The following is a 12,238-nucleotide window of genomic DNA, read 5'->3' as shown; positions in this document are numbered from 1 at the left end:
CTTTCCTTTGTATGCGTTGACGACTTCGTTGTATCACGTTTTCCAAAATTCCAAACTTAACGAGATTACTCGATATCAGCGATCAGCTCTTTGTCCACCTCTCCGAGCGATTTTTTGTACTCACTGTAATCAACAAAGGTGATTTTAACTTCGTCTGGGATCGATTTTTTCTGTTTGATGGCCAGATTGATTTCTAGTGCTGACCACCCTTTGAAAAGAGGTGATTTTTTGTACTTACTCTAGTTTTCACTGCCCGTTAGTAACAATAAGCGAGCTGAGTTTGCAAAGGTGTTAGGCGCGGTCGCTGCTTTTGTCGATGACTTTAGTGCAGGGTGCTTACTCAAGTAACGCTCACATATTGATACTTCTTGAATGAGATAGTTCGCATTTAGCAATGACGGATATTTTTCGCGCAATGACGCGATTTCGTGTTCAAACTGGCGCATTGCAATTTTTGTCTTGACCATTAAGTGAGTTATCCTTGTTTGACTGTGACACAGTAGTGGCGCTGTCCGTTTTGAACGCGATACCCCGAAGAGACAGTGCTTACGCGCTGTACTTTGTGCCGGCTGGTCAATTCCACCTGCTCAGTGATAACATCCGTGGTTTCAACGTTATGGTGACTCTCTGTGGTGACTGTTTTGAGTTCGGTTCTTGCGTTGACCTCAACCCCCAACTCATGGGCCAGTTGCCCTTTTGCTAACGCTCTCGCTATCGTTTCATCCTTGATTGCATTACCGCTATCAGGCACACAGGCCGATCCGCTAAGCTCTTGAGCAAAGGCTGATGCAGTCATCAATAAAACGCAGAACCTGACGCTATGCTTCATGATTTACATCCTTCCAAATTTCGAGTTGGGCACCACAACCACCTTTGATTCCAAGGAGGTGATTTGCTTAAGCTCACTTTGAGTCAATCCTTTGATGACCACCGGATTATGGTGACGTTTGCCGGCCACATTCGATCCCAGCATTGCATTGTTTTTTGAATCGTTCGAGAACTGAAATGCATAGTCTTCCCCAGCGAAAAAGTGTGTCTTTCCAGAAATTGGTAGATAACCGGCCTTGTTCGCCGCCTTTATCTCAATGGCGACTGTATGGCTTGTCATATAGTCCAATAAATCGGCGCTGTAGGCTTTTTTCTTTTCGTCGCTAACGTTTTTGTATCGCGGGAAACCGAGCGTATAAGGTGGGTAATACCTTTTGTTCTCGAACGTGTAGAAGTAGTTTGAGGTTACATTTCTAACTGGACTCATCGGAATGTTCCACGCGACCGGCACATGAATATCGTATGTGCCATCACTGTTCTTTTTGAACTTTGGGTTGCCGAGTGTGATTTCTGTTTGAGACTTGAAATAACCAAACACATCTCGATCAATGGCTTGTTTGGCCAGGTCATAATCTTGGCCATCAATCATCGCCAGTTGAAACAGTGTCCCTTGCTCAAAGACTTTCTTCGCGGCAATACGGTTGCTATCCAACTTAGCCAGCACCGCGTCACGCTCAGCGAGCAAGTCCGTTCGGGCGCTCTCATTAATCTTTTGCGTAAGGTTGAGCACTTCATTGCGAAGCCTCTGGTTGTCTCTTTCAAGTGCGTCCATTTTTGCTTTGCGTTCGGGGTCGCTCTTCAGCTTGGCCAAGCCATCTTGAATCGCCTCTTTGGATAGCTTTATCTTGGCCTCGGTGTCGAGCACTACGCTTCCGCTTCCATTAATAGATTGGCTGTCTCTGCGCTCGATGACCTCGAGAAATCCCGCAGTGAGAACGCGCACTTGTTGTTTAGTTATTTTTTGGTTTGATACATGAAGTTCTGATTCGACATACGTTCCAGCGTAATCGGATGCAGCTTTTTTCGCTTGCTCGAGCGTTAACTCTTTTGCGCTGGTTAATGTGTCGTTATCACCAAGCACATAACGCTCATTCACCTTTAACGTTATGTAATCGTCATTTTCAGAAACCAAAGAAACAGCGGCTTGGGCCGAGAACGAAAGGCTAACCAAACACGCCAACAGTGTTTTATTCATCACTTATACTCAATCTTGTTAGTTGTTCCGATACCAATGCGAATCCAGCCCCATTGCTGCACAGGCGGTACACAACAAGACATCGCCGTTGTTTGCAATGATAAGTTCAAGGTTTGGGCGCGTGATTCGACTATCTTGACCTTCTCCCATAAGCAGCGTCACCTTATCACCAGAGACTTTGACGGGCTTTTCCATGCTTCCTTGGTCGGTTATTAACGTTGCACTACCGCTATCAAATGCCAACATTGCCCCGCTATGCCGATCGACATATTCACCGGTAATGATTGCCTCGTTAAACACATCGTTAAGCGCATTCGATGGCGGTTGGACGGTATCAGGGGTACACCCCGACACCGCTAATAAGCTCACCAACAAAGACAGGCTATTCAGGCTTGATGAACTCATACTTTTTGCCTTGTGTGTAGATGGCGGGTAAGACCTCGGAATAGTCGGTATAGGTAGTATTGTTAACTCTAAACTGAGGCATTGCGGCAATGTATAGATAGAACCCTTCAGGCAAATTTTTGGTTAGATCCTTATAATACTCTGTTAAATCGATATCTTTTTTGGTTCGGACACTGAGTGATAGTGGCGAGGTTGCTTTTACAAGGTGATTCTCAACCAGATAGTCACTATTTTTGATGCCGTATGTATAAAACTCCCCTACCTTTTGGTCAATAGAAATAGTTCTTAGTGAGAGCAAGCCTTTTTTAGGGCTATTTAACTGGTAGCCCCCCATGTTGTATTCATTTTTGTCGTCATTGATAACATAAACAAAACCACTGTCTTTGATGTTCCTTTTACTCACATCTCCGTACTTTTTAAGGGTTTCTAAAGTAGCCTTGTCAAGTGTATCCAGAATGTATCTCTGCGCCTCTAGTTCACTAGTAAACTTAGTGGCATCCACCTCAATAATCCATTGATCCCTTCCTGAGTCGTGGTCGCGATCCGCAAGATTGGCGGCAGCACCACCAGCAATATCTATAACCCCCGTAAGGTCTAGAGTTAAGAGCTTTAAACCACCAAACAACATTGATGTGTCGCCACCAGATCTAGCTCGACCGATTGCTAGCGTAATGTTCTCTTTCTCTTGTTGAGTAAAGTCGCGTAGAGGGCTGTCATTGCGTGTCAAAACAGTCTGATTGGCGACGTTAAGGGCGTAGCTGTTTTTGTCCGAAAAAGGCACTGGATTTACTGGCTCGGGTTTAGCCGCACAACCGCTCAAAACCGCAAGCATAGATAGCGTGACTGTGATTGATTTTATATTCATCATAATAAAGTTTCCGTTTTGTAACTGATTGATAATTCGATTCTATCAGTCATTATTTATTTCCAAAATTACTATTAGTTGTCAACGGATTCCTTCTCGATTCCACGATTCTGGGCCTATATACTTTCGTTATCCTATGTCTTAGACCTATAATCTCGTACAGGTTGGACTTTTATCGAGTCAATCTATTTATTCAGCTCTGTGTTGCTGGAAGGGGTGTAGTCTGGATTTGCGCTTTTGCTTTGTCCATTATTAAAATATGTCACTTTATGCTAATGTTAACATTTATAATGGGCGCAGTAGTTACATAGCGAGAGTGATTGTCCGCTCTTACAATAAAATATTTAAAGGGAGGCTTATATATGACAACCGGGGCGTTAATATATTTAGGAATGTGCGTAGGATTTCTTGTGCTTGTGTTCGTAATTGGATGGCCCATTGTTTGTTATCTTTCAGAAAAGTACAATCTAGATTAAACTTTTCAAAGAAAAGAACAAAATTGTACTACAGGCCATATCGCTTTTAATTTTTCGTCTTTAACTGTCGTGATCTTTTCTCATCTCATCCAATTTTTTCTCTAAATAACGAGCTATACGCTCTGCATTAATTAAAAACAAGCCAACCGAAATCATCAGAAAAAGATATCCATACGCTATCCAGTTGAGCCACAAAGGTGTTTGCGGACTCACAATAATCCCTACAACTATGAAGGCTATTGATGTGCTTAGCACTTGAACAATCATCTTTGTATCCTCTAAATCTAGCATGCCCTTTAATAGGATATCACTAGATTCAAATCTCCAAAATCTGGTGCAATCATCAATTAAATGATTGATATTACTTAAAGTATTACATTCCATTCTCGATATCCAGTCTGAGCTTTGCATTCGCGTTCTACCAATTAGATCCTAAAAATGTTATGTCGATCACATTTATTGTCTTTCGAAGATTAGTTTAGCGCGTCAGTCACCAGTTCACACTCCGCCATTTATTGTTAATGACTGGGTTGTCAATAAAATTTATCTTATTAATCAATAGGATGTGTTTTTTCTTGATTTGATTTTTGTGCTCTTGATCACGCATTTAGGAGTTTTAGGTCCTAGTTGTAACCTAGGTAATACGAATGGTGAATAAGGAGTCGGATTCAATATGGCGGCGAGAGCAACCAATAAATTGACTTATCAAAGATGCAAGAATGCAAAAGGTGAAGAGAAAAGTTACAGGCTTTCAGATGGGGGCGGCTTGTATCTTCATGTTAAACCGAATGGAAACAAAACGTGGGAATTTAGATATATACGAACAAGCACGGGTCGACCTTCAATTATGGGGCTTGGAAGCTTTAGGCTGGTAAGTTTAGTTGAGGCGAGAGCAAAGGCGTTGGAACTGAGCAAATTAGTTCATGCGGGTGTCGATCTGCAACTTATGAAGGCCGAAGAGAAAGCCGCACGTGATAAAGAAAATTCAATGACTTTCTTCGTGGTGGCAGAGATGTGGAGAGATTCAAAAGTAAACAGGCTTAAACCTAAAACAATTCACGACAATTGGCGAAAGCTAGAACTCTATATCTTTCCTGAACTAGGTAGCTTACCGATTTGTATGCTAACAGCACCGATGGCGATCAATACATTACGTCGCCTTGAAAAACTCGGCAGGTTAGAGACGGTAAAACGTACAGCTCAACTGCTGAATGAAATCATGAACTATGCGGTTAACTACGGTTTGATTCAGACAAACCCTCTTATAGGTATTCGTGATGTATTTCAGAAACCAATTGTGACTCATATGGCAGCACTAAAGCCTGAGGAAATATCTGAGTTAGTCCAACGAGTAGCGACTGCGAATATCCAAACTACAACTCGTTGTTTAATTGAATGGCAACTCCACACAATGACTAGACCGAATGAGGCTGCCGGTGCTCGTTGGGATGAAATCGATCTTGAACGCATGCTTTGGGTAATTCCTGCTAGTCGTATGAAGATGAAGCAGGTGCATGAAATCCCTCTAACTAAGCAGATGATTGCAATTTTAGATGCTGTCAAACCCATTAGTGGCCATCGAGATTTTATATTTCCTTCAGTACGCGACCCTAAGCGCCATACAGATTCAGAAACAATCAATAAAGCGTTAGGAAAAATGGGCTTCAAGGGGCGTACAACAGCACATGGATTACGCTCGTTAGCATCAACAACATTAAACGAGCAGGGCTTTGATCCAGATGTAATCGAAGCCGCTTTAGCACATCAGCAACGGAACAGAATTCGAGCTGCTTATAACCGAACTAAGTACTTGGATAAGCGTAGAGAGTTAATGAAGTGGTGGAGTGACTATATTGAGAATAATTCGTATGGATCTTACTCAATAATAAAAGTCAATTAATTTCATGAATATAGATGAAGCATAATTTACCTGAAATATTTTTTGCTGACGTGTTTAATTAAGTTAAAGGAGAAAACATGATGTATAGTGATTGTAATCTAAAAAGTGCAAGTCAAATCACAGGTATATCTACAGAAGATTTGCTGAGATATGCACAGGATGAATATGTTGATATTTACTTGAAGTTTACTAAGAATGTGCGAGCAACTACCGAAGTGAGTTCTTTGAATGAATTATTCATTAGTGGGTTGCTTGAAAGTGAAGATAGAAATATTAGACTAGATAAAAGTAAGTATCAGGTAAATGCTTTTATTAATGATGAATTATTCTCGGTCAGGGCCGAGTGTGAAATTAGTGGTATGTGGTCTATACCGAGTTATTGTGTTCAAGACATTCACCTTGGGACCGAAAAGTTTGTAAATAAACTATTAGATAAATCCATGGATATAGTTATCGAATTTGATAAAAGAATACAAGGTTCAATAATCGATGATTATGATATTAATTACTATGCAACTGGGTATGACTTTGGCGTGAATGGTATTATATTTGATGAGGCTAAGGTATTTGTTAAGTTTGAAGACATTGAGAGGATTAAAAGGTTTCATAAAAATGGTAAGTGGTTACCTAAGTTTGGTACAGATTTATCTAAACCATGTTTTGAAAAAGGGAATGTATACCTACCACCGAACAGGAAAAGTAGTGAAGAGGATATAATTCTTCTTGTTGGTTATTTGGTTAAATTGATAGAAAATCCGGAGTTATACGGCTCTATTAAAAGGAGTAAAACTAATTCGGTTTCAGTTGCAAGCATAGTCTCTGGATTATTGAATGAATTAGCATCTACCGAATATTCTGATAAGAATTTTTCCACTTTGGATAGATATATTTCATTTGCACGTGATTCTTATAGTTCTGTAGTTAAGTAACACAGTTCATTAGTCTGTAATTAAATGCTTGGTAGTAAAAAATATTTTTTACTACCAAGCATTTTTATTGACATCAGTATAGTCTTATGTCTGTTAATCAACGCTAAAGAGGAATATGTATGACAGATGGAAAAGTATTGAGACTGAATGAACTTACAGAACTTCTAGGAGTTAGTAAGTCGACAATTTACAAATGGATAAATGAGGGGCATTTCCCATCTGGTGTGCTTTTGGGACCCAATACTCGAGGTTGGTTAAAATCAGAGGTACTTTCTTGGATAGAGAGCGCATATAAAAATAAATCATAGTTCTAAGGTGAAAATGGTAACCCATTGTCATCACTATGGGAGCAGGACTATATAGGTCACAAAGATAGAACAATGGGTTACTACATTTGTTATAGGTAAATTGTCACTTGAAAAAACTAGCTATAAATATAGGTTTAAACATGAACTCATTGGTAGCCATACAAAACGAACTCGACGAATTATACGAGGAAAGTAAATACGTTTATGAACTCTGGATGAGAAAGGTCGCAGAGCGTGAAGTGGATAGATATAGGCGTCGGGATCGAAATGAAAAAACAAACTATCAACTTTCGTTGGAATTCCATGGTTCTTCATTTCGTATCAGATGGATTCGCATTATTTTCGTTAAGAACAATCAGAGAATCACTAGGTTAGCTAAACCGATAGTGACACCAAGAAATAATAAGTATTGTCTTTCTAAGTTCAAGCATGCTGAATCTTGGGAAATGGAATTGATAGAAAGTATTGAGGAGGTTCTATATCCGGTTAGGGTTAAAAAAGCTGCCCTAATGAAGGCTCATCAAAATATTTTAAAAGCGAGCAAGTTGCTCAATGTTTATATTGAGAAATCCACATCAAAACAGAGAGTTCAACCAACAAGTGAATCTATTTCCAAATATAAAAGTAAATATGTCTAATGCTGTTTTTTTAGACGTAATCATACAAAGGGGTTTATATGCTAAAAGTAATTACTAAGCTATTCAGTGTGTTTATTAGCTCTAATGACAATAATGATGAATCAAAAACAAGAGCTAAGGAGTATAAAGGAAATTACCCAGAAGAAAGAAGAGGAATTCCAATACTTTCAACAGATGTAATTTTATCGAAGTTTGATAGTTATATAAGAGAGATTCGCGAGTCGAGTGGGTTAAAATTTCATGAGTTTGATCAGTATATATTACCAGTTATAACCAGCGTTATATCACGAGTTAATCTCCTACCAGCATCAGAATATCATCATCATAGTGGTCCTGGCGGGTTAATTTGTCATTTATTAGACGTAACTAAGCGTGCAGCAAAAAGGGCACAGGTCTCGCATTTCTCATCGTCTACTGGGAAATTTCATGCTGGTCAGAGATGCGTTAGTTATAGGATCGCTGCGGTAATATTGGCCAGTGTGAATCATGATATAGGAAAAATTGCTACTGATATGATTGTTTCTAATGGAGAGCAAGGAGATTGGAAAAGAACATGGTGCCCGCTGAGTAACCTGCCTTTGGAAGAGTGGGCTACAGAGAACAATGTTGATGAAGTTTTCGTCGCTTGGAGGAAAAATCGACACAACGATCATAAACAAGCATCTGTAGCTCTCTCGATGATGACCATTCCAGCAGAAACATGGGGTTGGCTTTCTCACTGTCTGGAGGGGCAAGATATTTGTATTGAGCTATGGAATGCGATATCGGGCCTAGGCGATGATAACCAAGTGCAAACTATAGTAAGTCAAGCGGACAGGTCATCGGTTAAGTTCAATCTTTCGTACCAGCACCCGAGTTGGAGTTTAGAACCCATTAGAAGGGCGATCTTTCAACTTGTTCAAAAATTTACTATGCACTTGGTCTCGATCGGACAGTGGGAGGTCAACCAAGTAGATGGTGTATTGTGGTACATCGACCACGAACTTTATATCTCCTGGAATAGGGCGGTAGCTGATTTGAGAGAGCATTTAGATGATATAGAGTACTCTGTTCCCAAGAGACCTGTGGCTTTGGCTAAAGCGTTAATTGAAGAGGGATTTGCAGACTCTAATGGTGATGAAATATATTTCGACATTTGTCCAGAAGTCTTAGGTACTCCTGAGAATCCGGTTAGATTGAAGTGTTTGAAGGTTACTGATGCATCATATGTCTTCCCGGAAGTTGAAAGGATCTGGTCGATAAAGCAGCACCAGATAAGTAAAAAGATTGATGTACCGAAAGGAAACAACCCCATTTTTGAACGCCAGGTTGGCTTTAGCACGAGTGATTCAGGTACCAATATCTCACCCGAGCATAAGGCCGGAGAAGTCAGCAAAGCGCCAAATGAAAGTTACATGGCATCCAAGAAAAATACTCAGACGATTACTACTTTTCTGGTTGAAAATGGCTTTCAAGCATCTCCGGATGGGATTATAACACTCTCTCAGAAAGATGTTGAAACAGCAGTTGATTTACTCCTAACCTCAGGAATTGCTGGTATCACTGAGATCAACGCATACTCGAAACTGAAATCTTGTAAGAAAGTGGTATTTGCGTAACGAATTTATTGTCTAAAATGATACTTTTAAGAGACCACTTAAACTCTCGTATGTTCAGGTTAGTGGGGGTTTAAGTGGCGAATAGATAAACTGTTTATTGTAATTGGGTAAAACAACCTTTTGCTCAAGGTGTTGTTACTTAACTTTACATTACGTGGTGACTATATGAACAGCTTGATTAGAAAACTCTCAGCAATCGAAAACTTACTGTATTTCCTAGTTATGCTTCTTGTTATTAAGATGTTGTTTTTACAATAAAAACTCAGATGGTTGGCCTCCAGATTTCTGCGATGACTTAAAGCGTAGGTGGGAGCCACTTCTTTAATACACAAAGATTTGGTGGTTTGACCGTTCTAGATTACATGTGAACTTATAGGAAGCTAGTAACCTTTGATTCTGCGGGTGCAGTTATTCATCGGGATAACGGTGAGCTGTAGCTCCTTTTCCCACTCCTTCATATGCAATGACACTGAGAGATTGACTACTATCTAACGACTTATGTACCTCATCCGCGATGTAGCTTGCTAGTAGTTCTATCGTAGTATCGGATTCTATGATTTCGACTTCGGACTTTGGGATAGCGAGTTCAAACTTGCCTTGTGGTGACACATAACTAAATCCATAGTGACTTTCGTCGTCAATACAACTAGCATGAGAACTTAATGCCAGCTGTTTTACGCAAACTTTGTCTTCCAAAGAAGCTATGTAGATGTCCTCCCAACGTCTCGCGAATTGCTCCTCGCGCAGGGCATCTCTCTGGCCATTAACAATTAACTCAATTGCGGAGCGATGACCATGAGCAATACGTTGACAGTTCCCATCATGTTTTTTGAGGCCATGTGAATAGTGATAAAATGCTCCATCAATCTGCTCTGAACGCAAAGTGATAGTCAAGCCTTCCACATTATCCGGTAACACCCCCATCAGCAGTTTAGAGATATGGCCAGTGACGGTATCAGTTGTGATCTCTTTTGCTTCGATGAAACAGTATGATTCTTCTGGACAATTCAAGTGGATACTTTTGCTCTCGCGTATCAGATCCACACACCTATAGCCTTGAGCTACATCACTTACGTTGATCATTGGACTATGCAGAGGAACGAGTAACCGATGGTCAACAAGTTGATCAACGAGGCATTTTATCTGTGATTTAACTTTACCAAAATCCAGTACCATACTCATTTCATTGAGTTGGCCTGTTAGAACAATATCTAAAATCCAACTTTCACCCACCATACCTCGTTTAGAACAAAGATACGAAGCATCGATGACCGTTAGCGCTTTGACAAATAGATTCAAAATAAGACCTTAATGATGTAGATAGCCATTTTTCAATGAGAGTCAGTATACCCCAAAGCTTACCTATTATGTGGTCCTTTATAGGGAGCAATATGTTTTAAGGAGTGGGGCGCATAGACTTTTTACACACCAAATCGTTTTAATAGACCAAAATACTGGAATCGGCGATGAATTAGGTGATAGCCTTAAGCGTGAGAACTCAAACTCTAGGGCTCTGCCTAGCGAAGAAAATGAGTTGGAACTATTACAATATTAGGGGATGTTCTGGAGATACTACAATGGATTCATACAAATTGAGTTTGATAACCTCTCGCTTGTTCCAGTATGAGGTGAGGCCATTTTTGATAGGTGTATCGAGCGGTCAGATCGTACCACACATAGAATCTGAGTGCTGGGTGGACCTAAAAAAGAAGGCTCAGAACAATCAAGTAACTGACAGGGAGTTACGTGAAATGGTTGACATATGTGGATACGAACGGTTGGGAGTACTCTACGAGTTGATGGACTCCCTCGATGAGTAAAATGAAAAGGAGAGAAGGATGTTCCCCTTCTCTCTGAGTTGTTGGTTAGTTATTCGATGAAAATGGGGTAGTCATTTCTCCAACCTTTACTAATTTCATATAGCCTCAAGATGTTGGTAGCAAATAACTGTTTTTCAGACGTAGTGTTTTGGAAGTCATTCCAACGTCTTGAATAAGGGAGAGCTTCGAGTTCAGGGTTGGCTTTGCCCTCTAAATCGTGGCTCCTTGCTACACCAAGAATCCAATACCCTTTGCTGAAGTTGCACTTATCTTTCAACAGGTGTAGCTCTTTTTTGAAGAAGCCCGTAGAAGGTAGTTTATGTGTTAGAATTGACTCATTACCAACATTTTTGTTTGGTGTTTGGAATGTTCTTAGCATATGTCTACAAAGATACGAAAATCCAATGATCGACGTACCGTGAGTGATGTATGTTCTTTTCATATCTCTCGACTTCAAAGCCCAGTCTTCCGCAAAGACCTCCGTCACAGCTTTCCAGAAATTGACCAGAATTTGAACAAACTCCTCCCTCTTTTCGCAGTCTAGGTCCTGATATACTCTAACCCCAATAGTCTGCAATGCCTGACGTTTAACATTCATTACAAACTCTGTAATGGAAGACTCTGCGATTATGCCATCCTTATTACCATTTGATTTTATAAGCCCAACCAGTGGAGATTTTTCATTTTTGAACCCTAGCTCCTCGCAAATGGAAAGCGGGAAAGCTTTCTCAGCAAGTGCTGGCGGCTTGTATATATCGTCGTATAGTGCCAGTGCGTTAAGCTGCACTGAAGTTAGTGGTTTGCCTAAGTTAAGAATTAGGAACTGCTGTATATAGTCGTTTTCGTCTTCAGAAATAAAGATAGAAACCGGCAACGGGTATGTATCATGGTGGCTGTTCTTTACACCACCTGATCTTTGCTGGCCATCGACTATTGCCCCTGGAAGTTGGCTTGATGGCAGTTCAGGATCGTAAGGAACGATAAGGTGGCCAAATTCTGAGCCTTCAGCGATAGGCTCGAACACTACTGTATTATTAAAGCCGATCACAAGGTTAGCTAAAATTGTTGAGTTCTTAGACTCAACGTAGTCTGTGATTGATTCTATATGCTTGGGAAGTTCGTTACGTTGGTATCCCTGAATGTACTCACCTTCACGAGTGATATGTACAATCTTAGCTACATCTCGAACTTTCTTACCTTCAACCCAACCTGTGTAGACGGTTACACCGTTAACGTTCTCTTGTATTACTTTTATCTTCAGTGTTTCGGTCATTTT

General features: G+C 40.4%; 13 protein-coding genes. 5 read left to right on the top strand and 8 right to left on the bottom strand.

Annotated elements, in window-relative coordinates:
- Window positions 1–239: 239 nt before the first annotated feature.
- From MTO69_RS08525 to MTO69_RS08500, 6 genes are all read right to left on the bottom strand, one after another.
- On the bottom strand, window positions 240–467 hold the full coding sequence (locus tag MTO69_RS08525) for a hypothetical protein (protein ID WP_248328338.1): 228 nt from the start codon (window positions 465–467) through the stop codon (window positions 240–242).
- An 8-nt stretch (window positions 468–475) separates the two neighbouring features.
- Window positions 476–829: a hypothetical protein gene (locus MTO69_RS08520; protein ID WP_248328336.1), complete on the bottom strand. Its 354-nt coding sequence runs from the start codon at window positions 827–829 to the stop codon at window positions 476–478.
- A gap of 3 nt (window positions 830–832) precedes the next feature.
- Window positions 833–2,023 carry a hypothetical protein gene (locus tag MTO69_RS08515; RefSeq protein WP_248328334.1) on the bottom strand — a complete coding sequence of 397 codons (1,191 nt, stop codon included), beginning with the start codon at window positions 2,021–2,023 and terminating at the stop codon, window positions 833–835.
- Window positions 2,024–2,041: 18 nt separating this feature from the next.
- Window positions 2,042–2,428, bottom strand: coding sequence for a hypothetical protein (locus MTO69_RS08510; protein WP_248328331.1), 387 nt, complete (start codon window positions 2,426–2,428; stop codon window positions 2,042–2,044).
- Complete coding sequence (locus MTO69_RS08505; RefSeq protein ID WP_248328329.1) at window positions 2,406–3,296, bottom strand: hypothetical protein; 891 nt, start codon at window positions 3,294–3,296, stop codon at window positions 2,406–2,408. Before MTO69_RS08505 ends, MTO69_RS08510 begins: the two co-directional genes overlap by 23 nt.
- 533 nt (window positions 3,297–3,829) lie before the next feature.
- Entirely contained in the window at window positions 3,830–4,153 is a 324-nt protein-coding gene (locus tag MTO69_RS08500; RefSeq protein ID WP_248328327.1) for a hypothetical protein, read from the bottom strand.
- Between the two features lie 289 nt (window positions 4,154–4,442).
- On the opposite strand from MTO69_RS08500, the gene MTO69_RS08495 reads away from it, so the two are divergent.
- The 5 genes from MTO69_RS08495 (at window position 4,443) to mobH (ending at window position 9,142) form a co-directional block, all read left to right on the top strand.
- Window positions 4,443–5,669: a tyrosine-type recombinase/integrase gene (locus tag MTO69_RS08495; protein WP_248328325.1), complete on the top strand. Its 1,227-nt coding sequence runs from the start codon at window positions 4,443–4,445 to the stop codon at window positions 5,667–5,669.
- Window positions 5,670–5,746: 77 nt separating this feature from the next.
- Window positions 5,747–6,598, top strand: a complete 852-nt coding sequence (locus MTO69_RS08490; RefSeq protein ID WP_248328323.1) for a hypothetical protein — start codon at window positions 5,747–5,749, stop codon at window positions 6,596–6,598.
- Between the two features lie 119 nt (window positions 6,599–6,717).
- The gene (locus MTO69_RS08485; protein ID WP_248328321.1) at window positions 6,718–6,906 is read left to right on the top strand and encodes a helix-turn-helix transcriptional regulator; all 189 of its coding nucleotides are present in this window, start codon (window positions 6,718–6,720) and stop codon (window positions 6,904–6,906) included.
- Between the two features lie 107 nt (window positions 6,907–7,013).
- Window positions 7,014–7,544, top strand: coding sequence for a conjugative transfer protein MobI(A/C) (gene mobI / locus MTO69_RS08480; RefSeq protein ID WP_248328319.1), 531 nt, complete (start codon window positions 7,014–7,016; stop codon window positions 7,542–7,544).
- A 38-nt stretch (window positions 7,545–7,582) separates the two neighbouring features.
- Complete coding sequence (gene mobH, locus MTO69_RS08475) at window positions 7,583–9,142, top strand: MobH family relaxase (protein WP_248328317.1); 1,560 nt, start codon at window positions 7,583–7,585, stop codon at window positions 9,140–9,142.
- A 408-nt stretch (window positions 9,143–9,550) separates the two neighbouring features.
- Here mobH and MTO69_RS08470 read toward each other — a convergent pair whose 3' ends face one another.
- Together MTO69_RS08470 and MTO69_RS08465 are read right to left on the bottom strand one after the other, a co-directional pair.
- Entirely contained in the window at window positions 9,551–10,441 is an 891-nt protein-coding gene (locus MTO69_RS08470; RefSeq protein WP_248328315.1) for a 6-carboxytetrahydropterin synthase, read from the bottom strand.
- Window positions 10,442–11,011: 570 nt separating this feature from the next.
- On the bottom strand, window positions 11,012–12,235 hold the full coding sequence (locus MTO69_RS08465; RefSeq protein ID WP_248328313.1) for a DGQHR domain-containing protein: 1,224 nt from the start codon (window positions 12,233–12,235) through the stop codon (window positions 11,012–11,014).
- Window positions 12,236–12,238 lie beyond the last annotated feature (3 nt).

Source organism: Vibrio sinaloensis (assembly GCF_023195835.1).
In the GTDB taxonomy this organism is placed as follows: Bacteria; Pseudomonadota; Gammaproteobacteria; order Enterobacterales; family Vibrionaceae; genus Vibrio; species Vibrio sinaloensis_C.
This window is presented reverse-complemented; position numbering and strand designations above follow the sequence as displayed.

What these genes read in the sequence shown, in the direction of transcription:
- MTO69_RS08515 (WP_248328334.1), bottom strand. Translation starts at nt 2,023, where the DNA reads ATGAATAAAACACTGTTGGCGTGTTTGGTTAGCCTTTCGTTCTCGGCC.
- MTO69_RS08485 (WP_248328321.1), top strand. Translation starts at nt 6,718, where the DNA reads ATGACAGATGGAAAAGTATTGAGACTGAATGAACTTACAGAACTTCTA.
- MTO69_RS08490 (WP_248328323.1), top strand. Translation starts at nt 5,747, where the DNA reads ATGATGTATAGTGATTGTAATCTAAAAAGTGCAAGTCAAATCACAGGT.
- mobH (WP_248328317.1), top strand. Translation starts at nt 7,583, where the DNA reads ATGCTAAAAGTAATTACTAAGCTATTCAGTGTGTTTATTAGCTCTAAT.
- MTO69_RS08505 (WP_248328329.1), bottom strand. Translation starts at nt 3,296, where the DNA reads ATGATGAATATAAAATCAATCACAGTCACGCTATCTATGCTTGCGGTT.
- MTO69_RS08500 (WP_248328327.1), bottom strand. Translation starts at nt 4,153, where the DNA reads ATGGAATGTAATACTTTAAGTAATATCAATCATTTAATTGATGATTGC.
- MTO69_RS08520 (WP_248328336.1), bottom strand. Translation starts at nt 829, where the DNA reads ATGAAGCATAGCGTCAGGTTCTGCGTTTTATTGATGACTGCATCAGCC.
- MTO69_RS08525 (WP_248328338.1), bottom strand. Translation starts at nt 467, where the DNA reads ATGGTCAAGACAAAAATTGCAATGCGCCAGTTTGAACACGAAATCGCG.
- MTO69_RS08495 (WP_248328325.1), top strand. Translation starts at nt 4,443, where the DNA reads ATGGCGGCGAGAGCAACCAATAAATTGACTTATCAAAGATGCAAGAAT.
- MTO69_RS08510 (WP_248328331.1), bottom strand. Translation starts at nt 2,428, where the DNA reads ATGAGTTCATCAAGCCTGAATAGCCTGTCTTTGTTGGTGAGCTTATTA.
- MTO69_RS08465 (WP_248328313.1), bottom strand. Translation starts at nt 12,235, where the DNA reads ATGACCGAAACACTGAAGATAAAAGTAATACAAGAGAACGTTAACGGT.